Source organism: Epibacterium sp. ABZ3_068, from assembly GCF_056159265.1.
The window spans coordinates 559494-576487 of record NZ_JBSWUV010000001.1; the positions used below are offsets into that span (position 1 = coordinate 559494).

Consider the following 16994-nt stretch of genomic DNA (forward strand, 5'->3'; position numbering starts at 1 on the left):
CTGTCCTACATGAAACCGTCACACAACAAACTTAATGCACATATGTGCAAAGGGATGTGAGATTCGCATGTTTCCCTTGGCAGAAAACAAAATGGCCACGGGCCACGTGGGTGCGACCAACCGCATCTGAACGAGGGTAACAAAATGAAATATCTGCTCAACGCAACGGCGCTGCTGCTTGCGACCGGTGGACTTGCGTCCGCCGACACCTGGTACAAATTCGAAGGCGAAGTCAAAGCGGGCGTCATATATGAAGGGGTGAAGGCCTCCAGCGACGAGTCCGAGACAAACTTTGAATTCGACCCAGAAATCAACTTTGTCTTTGGAGGATCCACCCAAGACGGGCTGACCTATGGGTTTGAAATCGACCTGTTCGACATTGCCGACATTGCCACCGCAGAAGCTGAGGACGAAGAGGAGTTCCCCGGCGAATTGTTCATCGAGGGCAACTTCGGCAAATTCACCTTTGGCGGAGACGCAAACGGCGCCTTCAAATGGGCACTGTCCGAGGCCGACGATGCCGTGGGCGGCGAAGCCGTAGGAGACGATTTTGAGGAGCACGCAGGCTATTTCGACAGTGATGAACTGGATGATCTCAGCGAAAAACTCATTACTTTGCGCTATGAAAACAGCATTGGCGACCTGAATTACGCTGTTTCCATCTCGGACATCAATGAAGATGAGCCGAACGTTCAGGCGGGTCTGGCCTATCACGTGCCGCTCAACCAGGGCGCGCTGGAACTGGATGCGGGCTACGGCCAACGCGGCGATGAAAATCTTTACGGCCTGTCCGCGCTGTATGAAATCAACGGTTTTGCAATTATTGCGGGCTACGTCGATGGCGAGCTGGATGGCGAAGATTTCCAGTCGCAATACATCGGGCTCGGCTATGAAACCGGTCGCTGGACCTTCCACGGCAACTATGGCGAGATCACCGAAGGCACCGAAAGCAAGGACGGCTTCGGCCTCGCCGCCGACTACGAGCTGCGCGACAATCTGATCCTGGCCACAGGCTATGGCGTCGATGACGAAGAGGAATTCTTCTCCATCGGTCTGGCTCTGGAGTTCTAAGACGAAGCCCCCCACTTGCGTGCGCTGCGACAATCACACGACCAGATACCCGCATCGCGCGCAATTATGCACATATGTGCAATTTTTACATACCAACCGCCCCTTTCGGGCAACAAATAACTAGTTTTTTCAAATACGACCTGCGCAATGAGGACAAGATGAGACACATCCTAACGACAGCTTTAGCCGCAGCGCTGCTGCCAACCCTGACCCTGGCCAACCCGCTGGTAGAGACCAAGACCGCGAACAACAAACTGACCTCTGCCCCAACACAATGGCTGGGCCAGGCCCCGCATCTGGTTGTGATGGGCACCGCCGGTGGTTACCCGTTCGACCTCCAGCTGACTGATCTCAACGACAAGAACATCCACGATCTGGAAGTGAAACGCGAATACCTGAAAACCCAAGGGAGCTATGCGCCCTACCAGGAAATTGATCTGGGCCTTCAGATCAAACTGGAAGGCGTTGCCAAAACCATCGAGGCAAAACTGACCCATGCGGATTTCAACAATCTGCCCAACCTGCCGGCAGAGTTCAAAGTGCAATCGCGCGAGGAATTCCCAGCCGGAAACCGCGTATTCACCGAGTTTGAATTCGAATGGGAAGGCGGCGGCAAATCCGTGAACGCGGAACTGGCCAATTGGCGCGGAGTGGCCACGGTCAATCTGGATGATGGCTACAAAGCGGATGAGCCCAACGCGGACGGCATGGTCGGCGGCTATATCAGTGCACAACGCGGCAAGGAAACTCTGGTGATCTCTTTCACCCTGCCAGTGACGGAGTTCGAAGTTGAAGACTGATTTGTTGAAATCCGCCGCTCTGGCGCTGGTTCTGCCAGCGCTGGCACCTGCCGCTTGGGCCGAGGTTCCCGATGTCGCGGTCACGGCCGTCACCGAAAGCGCAGCCCTTCCGGGCGACGCAGATGATCCGGCGATCTGGGTCAATCCGGACAATCCCGAAGCCAGTCTGGTTCTGGGCACCGACAAGGATTTCGGCCTGCATTTCTTTGACCTTTCCGGGCAAAGCGTTGCCTACTTCGAAGATGGCCGCATCAACAATGTCGACCTGCGGGAGTTCCAGCTCGGCGGCGAAACGGTCTGGCTCGCGTCGGGTACGGAACGGGAAAACGAAGAAATCCTGTTTTATGTGATCCACCGGGATGGCCGTGTAGAACGCGCCAGCCCCCATGCCTTCCCCGGCATCCCAGACCACCCGGATGAGATCAAAAAGATCTATGGCCACGCGATGGCGCGGGATCCGGAAACCGGGCGTGTCTGGGCGCTGGCAAACTTCAAAACCGGCCACATCGCCCAGTATGAGGTTCTGGATGTCGATGGGCAGATCAAGCTGGAACTGGCGCGCGTATTAAAAGTGCCAAGCCAGCCCGAAGGCATGATCGCCGACGACAAGATGGGTCATCTTTATGTAGGGGAAGAAGACGCCGCCATCTGGCGTTTCCCGCTGCTGCCGGGTGCCGGAGATACCGGCGTTGTTGTCGCAACCGTCCCCTCCCCCTGTTTCCCGACCGATGATATCGAAGGGCTGTCGCTTTATGATGGGGAAGCCGCGCGTTATCTGGTGGCCTCATCCCAAGGCATTCACCGGGCAGCGATCTTTGCCCTTGATGGTGAAGAGACGCCCATCTGTCGCGGCCTCGTCGAGATCGCCGCAGGCGTGGTCGACGGTGTGACCGAAACCGATGGTCTGGCTGTGACGTCTGCAAACCTTGGCCCCGATTTTCCCGAAGGGATGCTGGTCATGATGGACGACCAGAACGAGGATTTCACAAGCAACTTCAAATTCATCTCCTTTGCCGAAATCAAATCGGCGCTGGAACTGGAGTGATTTCCCTCAAAAAGCCCTTGGTCTCGGGGAATGCTCCGGGGCCGACCTCAATGACCACATATCAAATTTCCAAAATGATCCTTATTTTATGGTTTAAGAACAACAGCTTAATATGTGCACATATGTGCAACTTGTCACGAATTCGTCACCTAATCAGGCTATAAGTTGCCACATCACACCAGGGAAAGCCCCACTCTCATGATTGCCGCAGATCCATCCCAAAGCCCCCAGGCCGCCAGCGCGTTCCAGAAACTGCGCCACCGGCTGGTTGTGGCCAGCACAGAGCCAACTCTCTTTGTTGGCCTGCTGCTGTTGATGGTTTTTCTGTGGCTGATTGCCATGCCGCTGCTGACCATTTTTGCCGATATCTTCACCGTTCAAATCGGTGATGAGCCGCGCACCGGCGGAGCGGTTGGGGACTGGACACTCTACTACCTCGAACGCGCCTTTGCCTCGCGGATGTCGCAGCTGATCTTTCTGCAACCTCTTTGGAACACCCTGAAAATCGCGTTGACCTCAATGGTGCTGGCCCTCGTCATCGGGTCCATCCTCTCATGGCTTCTGGTGCGTACCGATCTGATGGGGCGCGGCTGGCTGTCTACGGCGCTGGTGATCCCCTTTATGTTGCCTGCCTGGACCTTTGCGCTGGCCTGGACAACACTGTTCAAAAACGCCACCATCGGCGGTCAGCCAGGCTGGGTTGAAGGCATGGGCTATCAGCTGCCCGACTGGGTTTCTTACGGGGCCTTTCCGACCATCATCATCATGACTCTCAATTACATCCCCTTTGTCATCCTGTTGGTGGGTAATGCGCTGCGCCGTCTGGACAGCCAGTTGGAGGATGCTGGGCGGATGCTGGGCGCCTCCCAAAGCACGGTTGCCCTACGAATTGTGTTCCCGCTGATGCGCCCGGCGGTGATGTCGGCGGCGCTCTTGATGTTTGCGGATGCGATTGGCGAGTTTTCAGTGCCCTATGTTCTGGGTCTGCCGGTGCAATTTGAAACGCTGGCGACCTCGCTCTATCGCGCCATTGGCACCCAGCAAACCGGTATGGCTGCGGTCTTTGCAGGCGTCATCATGGTCATCGGCATTGTAACGCTGACCATTGACACCTGGATGATGCGCGAGGCCCGCCGGTTTGCCATTATCGGTGGCAAGGGCGCCATGGGGCGTCGTCAATCGCTGGGCCTTTTGCAGCTGCCGGCCTTTGCACTGGCTGGAATGATGTTTGCGATCGCCGTGATCATCCCCCTTGGTGCGCTGGCGCTTTCGACAGTGATGCACCTGCCGGGGCGGTTTGAGCTGTCGAATTTCACCCTGGATTACTGGATCGGCACCAATCTGGACACCATCGCCCTGCGCAACGGCATCCTGCTGTCGTCTGAGTTCTGGTCGGCGGCGTGGAATTCCGTGCGGATTGTTGGCTCTGCCTCACTCTGCGCCGGCCTCCTGGGACTGTTGACCGGCTATATCGTGGTCCGAGCCCCCATGCGGGGGGTCTCTTCCCTGCTGCGGCAGATCACATTCTTTCCCTATCTGGTGCCCGGGATTGCCTTTGCGGCGGCTTTCCTGACCCTCTTTGCGGTTCCTCACGGTCCGATCCCCGCGCTGTATGGAACGCCCTGGATCCTGTTGTTGGCGCTGATTGCGGACCAAATGCCCTTTGCCAGCCGTGCCGGTATCTCTGCGATGACCCAGCTGGGCCACGACGTCGAAGACAGCGCCCGTATTGCTGGTGCAGGCTGGTTGCGCCGGATGCGGTCGATTGTGATGCCCATCCAAAAAGGTGCACTGGTCACCGCAATCCTGATGCCCTTCATCTCCGGGATCAAAGGGGTCAGCCTCTTTATCATCCTAGCGGTGCCAGCCACCGATGTGCTGACCACCTTCTCGATCCGCCTTATCGATTACAACTACACCCAGGCCGCCAATGCGGTAGTGCTGATGATCACGCTGATTGCCCTGGTGGGCACGCTGGTGATCAACCGCATCACCGGCACCGGGCTGGCCCAAGGGTTGGAGAGCTGACCCATGCCCCAGATCACCCTGTCCAATATCACCAAGACCTATGCAGGCAGCAATGTTCCGGCTGTGCGCAATGTGAACCTGACCGTCGAGGATGGCGCCTTTATGTGCGTGCTGGGTCCGTCAGGTTGCGGGAAATCCACCATCTTGCGCATGATTTCCGGTCTGGAAACTCTGACCGAAGGCGAAATCGCGGTCGACGGCCGCGCGTTGGACAATGTGGCCACCGGCCAGTTTGTTCCGCCTGAAAAACGCGGCATTGGTCTGGTCTTTCAATCTTATGCGCTGTGGCCCCATATGAGCGTCGCCGCCAATATCGAGTTTGGTCTGAAACTGCAGAACATGCCGACCAAGGCGCGCAAGGCCCGTGTGGCTGAAATGGTCAAAACCTTGCGTATTGAAGGGCTTGAGGATCGATACCCCGCGCAGCTGTCCGGCGGGCAGCAACAGCGGGTGGCACTGGCACGCACCCTGGCGGTCACACCCGGTATCTTGTTGCTGGATGAACCCCTGTCAAATCTGGATGCCACCTTGCGCCTGTCGATGCGCGCCGAGCTCAGCCGTTTGCACCGGGAGTTTGGCACAACCATCGTCTTTGTGACCCATGACCAATGGGAGGCCATGACCCTTGCGACGCAGATCGCCGTGATGAGCAAAGGTGAGCTGCAACAGATCGGCACGCCGGATGACATCTATGCCAGCCCCGCGAACCGTTTTGTGGCTGAATTTATCGGCAATCCGCCCATCAATCTGATCCCCGCCTCTTCGAGTGCGGCGCAGGTCCTGATCTCTGCCGCCCCCACATCTTTGGCAGATGTCGCAATGATCGGCCTGCGCCCCGAAGGGATGGTGCTGAACACCACAGACGGCCCCGGTGCGCTGCCGGTGGTGATCTCGGAGATCTTGCCAACCGGCGGAGCCTGGATGGTTGAGATCACCTATGCCAACGGTCAAACACCAGCCCATCTGACCCACACCACCCAATCGCCGCCGCCCTGGCGTGTTGGCGATGCGGTGTTTCTACACCCGCAGCCCCATGCTCTGCATGCCTTTGACCACACCGGCACGCGGCAGGCGTTGCCCGGTCAAACGACCCCCACGCAAACGCCCCTCCTCCGCGCCTCTGCGGGCGAGGCCCTGTGACTTTCGACCTGTGACTTTCATCGTTATCTCGCACCCAAAGGACCGCGACATGAAACCTTCCCTGATCTCTTCACTCGCCCTTGGCAGCCTGCTCGCTACGCCGGTTTTGGCCGAGGAATTCGATCTCGACGCGCTGCTTGAAGCCGCCAAATCGGAACCGGCGCTGACGGTCTATGACTCGACCGGTAAGATCAAGAAACAGGCAGCCGCTTTTGCCGAAACCTTTGGCTTGGAAGCTGTCGGCACCAAATCCAAAGCTGCCGCCACCATCAAGATCGTGACCGGCGAAGCGCAGGCGCAGAATGTACAATCGGATGTTGTGATTGTCTCTGACGTGCCCGCCGCCACCGCGCAGCTGTTAAATCCTGGCTACGTCACCAGCTACCTGCCCTCTGACATGGCAGACAAGATCGACGCCGCCTATCACCAGCCACTGGTGGTTTCCAACTCTCCGGTGGTCTGGTCCTATAACACTGCGCTGAATGACAGCTGCCCGGTCTCAAACATCTGGGCCCTGACCGAAGAGAGCTGGACAGGTCGTATCGCCATGCCCGACCCGCTGGCAAAATCTCTTTATACCGACTGGTTCAACCAGCTGGCCATGCACCACGATGGCGAGATCGCAGCCGCCTATGAGGCGCATTTTGGCACGCCATTGGAAACCAAATTCAGCAGCGCAACCGAGGCGTTTGTGGTCGCGCTTGCCGAAAACCAGCCCCTGTTGACCAATTCCGACAGCGACGTGGCTGCCGCAGTCGGTGCACCCGACAGTGCCGAAAATTTCATCGGCATCATGTCCACCGCCAAATTCCGTGAAAACAAGAACGGTATGAAGCTTGGCATCTGCGACAGCATGCAGCCGATGGTCGGTTTTCTGTCTCCGAAGTTCATGATGATCACCGAAGGCACCGATAGCCCGAATGCGGCAAAGCTCTTTGTCCACTATATGCTGACCGCCGAAGGCTGGGGTCCGCAGGCCATCGACGGCAAGATTTCCACCAACGTGGACCTGCCGATCCCGGCCGAGGAACCTTCGGGCGTGGCTGCGCATCTGGATCAACTCCTGTCTTATAACGCGGCCACATCCGGCGATGACTGGGACGCGCGTCAGGACTGGCAGGACATATGGGCCTTGGCACGCGCCGGGCAATTGAGCCAATAATCCGCTAGAACTCCATTACGGCGGGCCTCAAACGCGGGGTCCGCCCTTCACATTTGAATATCCAAAGGCCTTCCATTGACCGAAACAACCGCTACCACCGACAGCCAAATCAGCCTCGACGCCCGCGAGAGCTTCTTGAAATCCGTTATCCGCAAAGCCACCGACCGTGCGCTGGAGGGGTTTAACAAACGCACAGCCGGGCAGTTTGAAACAAAAGGCCCGCAGGATTTCCTGACTGAAACCGATCTCGCAGTCGAAGACCTGATCCGTCGTGAAATCGCTCAGAGCTTCCCCGATGACGCCATCCTGGGGGAAGAAGGCGGCGGCACCCCCGGCGCGGCGACCTGGGTCATCGACCCGATTGACGGCACCGCAAATTTTGCACGCGGCGTGCCGCATTTTTGCGTAATCATCTCCTTTTGCCTGAACGGGCGCTGTGAGCTGGGGGCGATCGCACACCCGGTTCTGGGCCACACCTATCTGGCTCGACGCGGCGCGGGGGTGACCAAGAACGGGCAGAAGATCCGCGTGACCGATACACAGGACATGTCCATGGCCTGTCTTGAGATGGGCTGGTCCCGGCGTCAGCCGATCGACGGATATTTGACCACCCAGCGCAATATTCTGGAGCTTGGGGCAAATGTGCGGCGCGGTGGTTCTGGTGGATTGGCGCTAGCTTACGTGGCCGAGGGTGTATCAGATGGATACCTTGAGCTGTCCATGAACAGCTGGGACTGCGTAGCAGGCCTCTTGATGGTTGAAGAGGCCGGCGGCCGTGTCGGTGCATGGCCCGCCACATTGGAGGATCTGACCCAAACTGGTCCGGTTCTGGCCGTTACCCCGGCTTTGGCGGATGGGCTGGCAAATACGGCCCTTGGCGGAATTGCCCTGAAACCCGTGGCGGAGGGCGTATAATGACCACAGCAGACGTCACCCGGATCAAAGAGGTCTTTGCCGCCGCAGACGCGGCCCGCGCGCCTTTGCATCTGGTACATGAAAACCTGGGCGGGCGGAGCATCAACCTCTTTATCGGCAACAAACACGCCGCTTCGAACCCGGAGGTTCTGGCGGAGCATGGCATCGGCATGGTGTTCAACTGCGCCGTGAACCTCGATATCAATATGGTGACTCGCCCTGACAGCAGTGCCCGTGCGCTGCCCTTCGGCTGGGGGCCTGTGCGTTATTACAAGCTTGGCATTGTGGATGGTCCGGGCAACCCCGCCCCGATGATCCTGGCCGGTTATTACCAACTGAAAGGCGCGATTGATCAGGTCCTGCCGCAAAAGGCAAGCTACCCCTGGGGAGACAGCGGCAACATCCTGATCCATTGCCGCGGCGGGCGCAGCCGGTCAGTTACGTTGGCGGCACTTTTCCTGCATCTGGAGTGCCCGGACCACTATCCAACCCTTGACGCGGCAGTGGATCACATACGTGTTGCACGTGAACTGCTAGAGGAAGAGTGGCCGCAAGCGCCCAAAGCAGTCCTGGTTGATGCCGCCCGCTGGGCTGCTGATATGGTGCGGATGATTGCGCCACATACGCCGAAGACATTGGAAACACCTGCAAAGTCCTGAAGACATGACCAATTCGACACGCACCTCCCCTACCCGCCCGGCCTCTGCCGCTGAAGTTGCCCGTCTGGCGGGCGTCTCCCGCTCTGCCGTGTCGCGCACCTTTACAGATGGGGCCAGCGTCTCTCCCGAGACCCGCGCCAAGGTCCTGGAGGCCGCCAAGGCGCTGAACTATCACGTCAACCACCTGGCACGGGGGATCTCCAAGGAGGAAAGCCGCCCGGTCTGTCTTTTGGCCGCCAATCTGAACAAACCCTATCACGGGTTATTGCTGGATGCGCTGACCCGGCGGCTGCAGGCGGCCGGACGGATTTCCATGGTCATCAACGTCAGCGCTGATCCCGAAAGCGCGGGCGAGGCCCTGCAAAGCACGCTGAACTATCGCGCCTCAGCCAGTGTTGTCATGTCCGGCACCCCTCCCGAAGCCATGGTACACGCCTGTGTCGGAGCGGGGCAAAAGGTCATTCTGGTCAACCGCAGCGACACGTTTGACGGCGTTCACCATATCCAGATCGACTATAGGCAGGCAATGGCAGACGCCGTCCATATGCTGGTCCGCGCAGGCTGCCGACGTCTTGCCCTGGCCAGCTCCTCCAAAGGCACGCCAAGCCTTGTTGCACGGGAAGAGTTCTTTGTGGAAGCCGCCAGGGCACAGGGGCTCTCAACCCTCATCTGCCGACGCCCCGGCACCAATTATGAGGACGGCATACAGGCCGCACGAGAGCTCCTGGCAGGCAGCGATCGCCCCGATGGTGTCTTTGGCATCACTGATCTGGTTGCCTGCGGGTTCATAGACTCCGCAACACGGGATTTTGGCCTGTCAATTCCAAATGATCTTTGTGTGCTTGGGTTTGACGATATCCCGCAATCCAGCTGGCACAGCTATGGCCTGACCACCTTTGCCCAGCCCTATGATGCAATAGCAGAACGTGTGAGCGACATCCTGTTGGAAAACGCAGACCTTGACCTCAGCGCGCGCCTCACAGCACAGCCCCGTTGGCGGACATCTGTGCGCGCGCAGCCAAACGCAATGGAATAATGCCACCATACGGGCCCCTTTGGGCCTTTGCGGGTGGAACGCCACCCTGTTGCGGCAGGTTACCCCTCTTCGATCTCCCGGAACTGGGCAGTGACCATACGACGGGCTTCGCCAAGGTGATGGGAAATGGCCCGCGCGCAGCCCTCTGCATCTCTGGCTTCAAGCGCTTCAAGGATCGGTAGATGGCTCTCTGCAATCACCTCCGGCCCGCTATACAGACTGCCGATGACCATAATGCTCAGCTCGGTTTCCCGGGCGATCTGGTCAAAAATCTGCAAGAACCGTGGGTTGCCCGAGGCGCGGATCATCTGGCGGTGGAATTCCAGATCCGCCTCCACCTGAACGTGCATCGCAGTGCCCTCGGCGCAGACATCCCGCAGCACCTGCAACTGGTCCCCAAGAGCGGCAATATCTGCGTCCTCGGCTTCGCGGACCAAACGCTGTGCCGCGGCAACTTCGATGGTTTGGCGCAGATCGTAAAGATCCTCCAACTCTCGGGCAGAGATCTTTCGCACAAAGAACCCCCGGTTGGGTTTATAGGCCACAAGGCCGGAGCTCTCCAGCAAACGCGCCGCTTCGCGCACAGGTGCCCGACTGACCCCCATCTCTCGCGCGATGACGGATTCTGACAAGCGATCCCCCGGTTTCAGCGTTCCGCCGATGATGGCGTCGCTCAGTTCCTTCGTGACGCGCTCAACCAGAATGTCGCGACCAAGAGGCTGAAATCGTGAAGTCATCGCAGATGTGTCTTTCTTCTGATCACTCAATGAGCGGTTCCTTTTCTGCCTGCCCCTAGATTGTGTCGACTGTCGACAATTTATTGACATCAACCCAAACGCCAAGGCTATTGGTAGCCATAACAAAAAGGAAACCGGCATGCGTGATGAAAATCTCCCCTGCAGCCAGCGTTTAGGTTGCAGCAGCTTTGTGATCAACACGCCCAGCCCAACGAAACTGCACCGCTGTGACCACCGCGTTTCCCCGACACTTAATGCATTCGCGATCCCCCAAAGGTAACCGTCATGTCTGATCTACTTTCCCTGTCCACCCGCCAGATCCTTGAAGGCTTCCAAACCAAGGACTTCTCTCCCGTTGATTATATGACCGCGCTGATCAACCGCGTGGAAGAGCGCGAGCCAAAGGTCGCAGCCCTCTGGCTCTTCCGCCCGGAGCAGGCGCTGGCAGAGGCCAAAGCCGCCGAGGCCCGCTGGGCAGCCGGCACGCCCCGAGGGGCGCTTGATGGTGTCCCCGTCACGATCAAGGAAATTCTGGCCACCGAAGGCGATCCGATCCCGATGGGCACCGCAGCGATTGATCCCGTCCCAGCCAAAGCCCATTCGCCCGTGCCTGCCCGTCTCGCAGAAGCTGGCGCCATTATGTTTGCCAAGACCACATGCCCAGATTACGGCATGCTCAGTTCCGGTCTTTCAAGTTTCCACGCGCTCAGCCGCAACCCCTGGGATCTGACCAAGAACCCCGGCGGCTCCAGCGCCGGCGCGGGTTCTGCGGGGGCGGCCGGCTATGGGCCGCTGCACGTCGGCACGGACATTGGTGGCTCTGTCCGCCTGCCTGCGGGCTGGACCGGGCTCTTTGGCTTCAAACCCACACTTGGCCGGGTGCCGATCGACCCCTATTACACAGGCCGCTGTGCCGGGCCGATGACACCAACCGTAGACGACTCCGCCTATCTGATGGCCGAGATGAGCCGCCCCGACTGGCGCGACGCCACCGCCTTGGCCTATGAACCGCTGGACTGGTTCCAACCTGCCGCCGACGTTTCCGGCATGAAAATCGGGCTGATGCTTGATGCAGGTGCCGGATCCCCCGCCGACCCCGAGGTCCAGGAGGCCGTGACCGCCGCTGCCAAACTGTTTGAGCAACACGGGGCCGAGATTGTTCCGATCCAGCCGGTTTTGACCCGCAAGATGCTGGACGGGCTTGATGTGGCATGGCGCGCGCGCTTCTGGGGCATGATGGAACAGCTGCCGGAAGAGAAGAAAGCGCTGGTCCTGCCATATATTCTGGAATGGGCCCAAGGCATCGAAGGCACGGCTGCACCGGATGTGGCACGCGGGTTTGACCAGACGTTTGAAATGCGCGCTGCCTGCGCCCGGGCGCTGCACGACGTTGATGCAATCCTGTCTCCGGTCAATCCGGACGTCAGCTTCCCCGCAGAATATGCAAGCCCGACCAACGATCCCAACCGTCCCTTTGAACACATCGGCTTTACCATGCCCTGGAACATGGGAGAACAACCGGCCTGTTCGATCCATTGCGGCCTGTCCAAAAGCGGCATGCCCATCGGCCTGCAGATCATTGCCCCGCGGTTCGAGGATCTGCGTGTCTTTGCCCTGGCGCGCGCCTATGAAACCTGGCGCGGCCCGATCACATCCTGGCCAATGGACGCCTGACATAAAAGAGGCGCGGCCCTGTAGGTCGCGCCTTTCTATATTACCGCAGCTCAGCAAATGCAGGCCGTGCTACGTCAGGGGCTCGTCAGGGGTAATCAAAGGCAGCCGCCGCTCTGCCAGCCGGGCCAGAAGCGCCGCACCATCCGTCAGGAACTCTTTCCCCAGCACAAAAGCAGGGTTGTGCAATTGCACATCCCCGGAATGGCCCAGAACCGCATAGGCTCCCGGAACCACGCGCAGCATATCGGCGAAATCCTCGGACCCGGTAGCCGGTTCAGTCGTCTCGGCGACATTTTCAGCTCCAAACACATCTGCGGCCGCCTCAAGATAGGCATCCGACAGATCATCGTCATTTTCCAGAACGTTGAACACATTGCGGCAGTCAAAGGTGATCTCGGCCTCATAGGCGCGTCCAAGCCCGTCGCACAAGGTGGCAATCCGCTGTTCGGCCAGATCGCGCACGTCGTCTCTGAAATAACGGATCGTGCCCGCCAGCGTCGCAGTTTCCGGGATCACATTATAGGCCGCCCCCGCATGAATCTGCGTGACCGAAACCACGCAGGCATCCAAAGGGGCCACATTGCGGGCAACCACACTCTGGATCTGCCCCACCAAAGCCGATGCAATCACCACAGCGTCGCGCGCGCCATGAGGCCGGGCTGCATGGCTGCCAACACCGGTGACCTTGATATCAAAGAATTGAGCCCCGGCCATCGCGGCCCCTTTGCAGATCCGCATCTGCCCCGGCGCCAGAAACGGCGCATTGTGCAGGCCAAAAAGCTCGTCACAGGGAAACCGCGTCAACAGATCATCCGCCAGCATCGCGCGTGCCCCGCCCAGGCCCTCTTCGGCGGGCTGGAAGATCAGCACCACAGTCCCGTCAAACGCACGTGTCTCAGCCAGATATTTTGCCGCCCCCAACAGGGCGGTTGTGTGCCCATCATGACCACAGGCATGCATCTTGCCCGGATGGGTAGAGGCATAGGGCAGCCCGGTGATTTCGTCGATCGGCAGCGCATCCATATCGGCCCGCAGCCCCACCCGGCGATTGCCCTGCCCCTGCCCCCGGATCAGCCCCACCACACCGGTGACGCCAACCCCTTCGTGAACCTCATCCACACCAAACTCACGCAGTTTCTGCGCTACGATGGCGGCCGTTCGGGTCTCTTCCAGGCCCAGTTCAGGATGGGCATGGAAATCTTCAAACAGCGCCCTCAGATCTTCGGCGCTGTCCTGAATTGCGGAATGGAGTGTCATCTGCGCGTCCTAGCTTGCAAAAATCGAATGACCCGGCGCAGCTTCCAGCAGCGCCCGCGTGTATTCATGCTGCGGAGCGGCAAAGATCGCAGCGGTGGGTCCGCTTTCGACCACCTTCCCACACTGCATCACCATGATCCGGTCACAGACCTGCGCCGCCACCCGCAGATCATGGGTGATAAACAGCATCGCCAGATCAAACGCCTCCCGCGTGCGGTCCAAAAGTTCCAGAACCTGCGCCTGAACCGAGACATCCAGCGCCGAAACCGCCTCATCCGCAATCAAGATCTTGGGCTGCATAGCCAAGGCACGTGCAATACAGATCCGCTGCCGTTGCCCGCCAGAGAACTGATGTGGAAAGCGTTCCAGCGCATCCGGTTCCAGCCCCACAAACCCCATAAGATCCCGCGCGCGCTCCATGGCTTCACCTGCGGACAAGCCAAAATTCATCGGTCCCTCCACAATCGACTGCCCCACGGTGCGCCGAGGATTGAGCGAGCGATAGGGGTCCTGAAAGATCATCTGGATGTCTTTGCGATGAGGGCGCAGCTTCTCCTGGCTAAAGTGGACAATGTTTGTCTTGTCGACCAGAATGGCACCGTCTGACGGATCAATCAGCCGCATCACACAGCGTGCAACGGTCGATTTACCTGATCCGCTTTCCCCCACAATTCCAAGGGTCTCCCGACGTTTGACAGTAAAATTCACCGCATCCACCGCCTTGACCTCACGCCCTTTGCCAAAGGCACCGCGAGAGCCATAGACCTTGTAAACCGCCTTCGCCTCAAGGGCTGGATCACCGGTTGCAGCTTCGCGTTCCGGCGGCGTCATCGAGGGCACCGCGTCCATCAACCCTTGGGTATAGGGGTGCTGTGGGTTCAGAAGAACGTCCCGCGCAGCACCTTCCTCAACCAAAGTACCGCGTTTCATCACCAGCACCCGATCGGCAATATCCGCCACAACGCCAAAATCATGGGTGATGAACAACACGCCCATGCCCTTCTTCTCTTGCAGCTCCCGGATCAATCGCAGGATCTGGGCCTGCGTTGTTACATCCAGCGCGGTGGTTGGCTCATCCGCGATCAGCAGGACAGGTTCCAGTACCAGCGCCATGGCGATCATGATCCGCTGACGCTGCCCGCCCGACAATTGATGCGGGAAGGAGCGATACATCTTTTCAGGATCCGGAAGGTAGACATCCTCCATCGCCTGCAGCACTTTGGCCTTGCGCTCCCGTGCATTCAGACGGGTGTGGATCTGCAGGGTTTCGGCAATCTGATCGCCCACACGCGCAACAGGGTTCAGCGCGGTCATCGGCTCCTGAAAGATCATCGCGACCTTTTCACCGCGCATCTGGCGCATCTCGGCCGGGGATTTGCCAAGCAGGCTCTCTCCGTCCAGCAGGATATCGCCAGCCACCGGTTTCAGCGCGCGCGTGTCCTGCAACCCCATCACGGTAAAGGCGGTTACCGATTTGCCAGAGCCGCTTTCACCAACAACACAGACGATCTCACCCCGGTTGACTTGTAGCGATATGTCTTCGACCGCGTTGGGACGGTCTGCTCCCTTGGGCAGGCTGACCGTCAGCCCCTGTACATCAAGAATGGGAAGTGTCATCGCATCGTCCTTGCAATTCGGGGATCAAGCGTATCGCGCAGCCCGTCGCCCATCACATTCACCGCCAGAACGGTGATCGCCAGCGCCACCCCCGGAAAGAAGATAATCCAGGGCGTCAGCTGGAAGAAGGTTCGTCCCTCGGACATGATATTGCCCCAGGACGGGATTTCCGGCGGGATGCCCGCCCCCAGAAAGCCCAGAATAGACTCCGTCAACATGGCCGAGGCGCAAATATAGGTCGCCTGCACAATCAGCGGCGCAATTGTATTGGGCAAGACATGGCGGATCATGATCAACGTGGTGCGTGTCCCGCTCGAGATCGCCGCCTCCACATAGGGTTCTTCGCGCACCGCCAGCACAACAGACCGGACAAGCCGCACCACAACCGGAATTTCCGGGATCACAATGGCCACCACAACCGTAAACAACGTCGCACCGGACAGCGAGATCATGGCAATGGCCAGCAGGATCGCAGGAATGGCCATCAAACCATCCATCGCCCGCATCACCACCGCATCGGCCCAGCGGATATAGCCCGCAATCAATCCGATCACAGTGCCAACGCAGACAGAGATCACGGCAACAGCCAGCCCGACGATCAGGGAAATACGGGCGCCATGCACCACTCGGGCAAAGACGTCACGACCCAGCTGGTCGGTGCCAAACAGCCCGTATTCTCCCGGCGGCTTCAGTCGACCCATCGCATTCAGCGCCAGCGGATCTTTGGTAAAGACGGGCCCGAGAATAGCAACCAGCAGGATCGCGACCAGCACAAGCCCGCCCCAGAAAACACTTTTGTTCTTGCTCATGAGCGTCACAAAGCCCGCGCGCGCCTCGGATATGCCCTGCGTCTGTGCGCGGGCTTCGGTGGAAATATCGGCCATCAGTAGCGGATCCTCGGATCAAACAGGCAATAGGTCAGGTCGATGACCAGGTTCAGCAAAATGTAGAGAAAGGCAAAAAACAGGATCAGCCCCTGTATGATCGGGTAATCCCGCGCCAGAACCGCATCCACAACCAGACGCCCCAGGCCTGGAATGTTGTATACACTCTCGGTCACCACCACACCGCTGATCAGCAACGCAACCCCGATACCAACCACAGTGATGATCGGCACAGCAGCGTTCTTCAGCGCATGGTTCATCAACACTTTGAACTCGCTCTGCCCTTTGGCGCGTGCGGTGCGGACATAATCCTCTTCCAACACCTCCACCACAGAGGCCCGCGTCATCCGCGCGATCAGGGCAATATAAATCACACTCAGCGTCAGAGTGGGCAGGGTGATATAATGCAAGAAGGCCCAAAGCCCGTGTTCAAACGGCGACCGATACCCTTGCACCGGAAAGATACCGATTTGCAGAGACAGGCTGTAAATCAGGACATAGCCCAGCACAAAGACCGGCACCGAAAACCCGCCCACGGAAAAGAACATGACCGCACGGTCCAGACTTGTCCCGGCACGATAGGCCGCAAGTGTCCCCAGTGGAACCGCCACCAGAACCGAGAACGTGATGGTTGTCAGCGCCAGCAGCAACGTGGGTTCCAACCGTTGAACGATCAGCTCAACCACGGGTTTGCGGGAAAAGATCGACGTTCCCAGATCACCCTGCACCAACGCGCCCACCCATCGGGCAAACTGGATCACAATAGGATCATCCAGCCCCAGCTGTGTCCGGATCCGCGCCACATCTTCGGCCGTGGCGTAATCGCCGGCGATCACCGCCGCCGGATCACCCGGTGACAGGCGCAGAAGCAAAAAGACAAAAAGCGCCACCAGCAACATAACCGGAATGGTCATCGCCAGCCGCTTCAGAATGTAAATAGTCATAAGCATCTATTCCAGAACAGGAAGA

15 protein-coding genes are annotated in these 16994 nt (G+C 58.9%); 10 read left to right on the top strand and 5 right to left on the bottom strand.

All coding sequences use genetic code 11. From position 1 onward, the window contains the following. The first annotated feature begins 144 nt into the window (after positions 1–144). The 9 genes from ACXAEW_RS02615 (at position 145) to ACXAEW_RS02655 (ending at position 9856) form a co-directional block, all read left to right on the top strand. Positions 145–1071 (top strand): porin, encoded by a 927-nt coding sequence (locus ACXAEW_RS02615; RefSeq protein ID WP_474939829.1) that lies wholly within the window; start codon positions 145–147, stop codon positions 1069–1071. 158 nt (positions 1072–1229) lie between these two features. Further along, positions 1230–1871, top strand: coding sequence for a hypothetical protein (locus tag ACXAEW_RS02620; protein WP_474939830.1), 642 nt, complete (start codon positions 1230–1232; stop codon positions 1869–1871). Continuing rightward, positions 1861–2916, top strand: a complete 1056-nt coding sequence (locus tag ACXAEW_RS02625; RefSeq protein ID WP_474939831.1) for a phytase — start codon at positions 1861–1863, stop codon at positions 2914–2916. Before ACXAEW_RS02620 ends, ACXAEW_RS02625 begins: the two co-directional genes overlap by 11 nt. A 198-nt stretch (positions 2917–3114) precedes the next feature. Then, on the top strand, positions 3115–4944 hold the full coding sequence (locus ACXAEW_RS02630; protein WP_474939832.1) for an ABC transporter permease: 1830 nt from the start codon (positions 3115–3117) through the stop codon (positions 4942–4944). 3 nt (positions 4945–4947) lie between these two features. After that, positions 4948–6084 carry an ABC transporter ATP-binding protein gene (locus ACXAEW_RS02635; protein ID WP_474939833.1) on the top strand — a complete coding sequence of 379 codons (1137 nt, stop codon included), beginning with the start codon at positions 4948–4950 and terminating at the stop codon, positions 6082–6084. Between the two features lie 49 nt (positions 6085–6133). After that, the gene (locus tag ACXAEW_RS02640) at positions 6134–7246 is read left to right on the top strand and encodes an ABC transporter substrate-binding protein (protein WP_474939834.1); all 1113 of its coding nucleotides are present in this window, start codon (positions 6134–6136) and stop codon (positions 7244–7246) included. A 75-nt stretch (positions 7247–7321) separates the two neighbouring features. Beyond that, positions 7322–8161 carry an inositol monophosphatase family protein gene (locus ACXAEW_RS02645; RefSeq protein WP_474939835.1) on the top strand — a complete coding sequence of 280 codons (840 nt, stop codon included), beginning with the start codon at positions 7322–7324 and terminating at the stop codon, positions 8159–8161. Further along, entirely contained in the window at positions 8161–8820 is a 660-nt protein-coding gene (locus ACXAEW_RS02650; protein ID WP_474939836.1) for a dual specificity protein phosphatase family protein, read from the top strand. The genes ACXAEW_RS02645 and ACXAEW_RS02650 overlap by 1 nt, the downstream gene beginning before the upstream one ends. A gap of 4 nt (positions 8821–8824) precedes the next feature. Then, positions 8825–9856 carry a LacI family DNA-binding transcriptional regulator gene (locus tag ACXAEW_RS02655; protein WP_474939837.1) on the top strand — a complete coding sequence of 344 codons (1032 nt, stop codon included), beginning with the start codon at positions 8825–8827 and terminating at the stop codon, positions 9854–9856. A 59-nt stretch (positions 9857–9915) separates the two neighbouring features. Here the strand turns inward: ACXAEW_RS02655 and ACXAEW_RS02660 are convergent, their stop codons facing one another. After that, a complete protein-coding gene (locus ACXAEW_RS02660; protein WP_474939838.1) occupies positions 9916–10593 on the bottom strand; it encodes a GntR family transcriptional regulator in 678 nt (225 codons plus the stop codon). Between the two features lie 285 nt (positions 10594–10878). Here ACXAEW_RS02660 and ACXAEW_RS02665 point away from each other — a divergent pair, with 285 nt between their 5' ends. Continuing rightward, positions 10879–12267: an amidase gene (locus ACXAEW_RS02665; RefSeq protein ID WP_474939839.1), complete on the top strand. Its 1389-nt coding sequence runs from the start codon at positions 10879–10881 to the stop codon at positions 12265–12267. Positions 12268–12336: 69 nt separating this feature from the next. On the opposite strand, the gene ACXAEW_RS02670 is transcribed toward ACXAEW_RS02665, so the two are convergent. The 4 genes from ACXAEW_RS02670 to ACXAEW_RS02685 are packed head-to-tail and all read right to left on the bottom strand — an operon-like array spanning position 12337 to position 16969. Next, positions 12337–13524 carry a M20 aminoacylase family protein gene (locus tag ACXAEW_RS02670; protein ID WP_474939840.1) on the bottom strand — a complete coding sequence of 396 codons (1188 nt, stop codon included), beginning with the start codon at positions 13522–13524 and terminating at the stop codon, positions 12337–12339. 9 nt (positions 13525–13533) lie between these two features. Continuing rightward, the gene (locus ACXAEW_RS02675) at positions 13534–15141 is read right to left on the bottom strand and encodes an ABC transporter ATP-binding protein (RefSeq protein WP_474939841.1); all 1608 of its coding nucleotides are present in this window, start codon (positions 15139–15141) and stop codon (positions 13534–13536) included. Then, positions 15138–16025 (bottom strand): ABC transporter permease, encoded by an 888-nt coding sequence (locus tag ACXAEW_RS02680; protein WP_474939842.1) that lies wholly within the window; start codon positions 16023–16025, stop codon positions 15138–15140. Before ACXAEW_RS02680 ends, ACXAEW_RS02675 begins: the two co-directional genes overlap by 4 nt. Next, the gene (locus tag ACXAEW_RS02685) at positions 16025–16969 is read right to left on the bottom strand and encodes an ABC transporter permease (protein ID WP_474939843.1); all 945 of its coding nucleotides are present in this window, start codon (positions 16967–16969) and stop codon (positions 16025–16027) included. The genes ACXAEW_RS02680 and ACXAEW_RS02685 overlap by 1 nt, the downstream gene beginning before the upstream one ends. Positions 16970–16994: the final 25 nt, after the last annotated feature.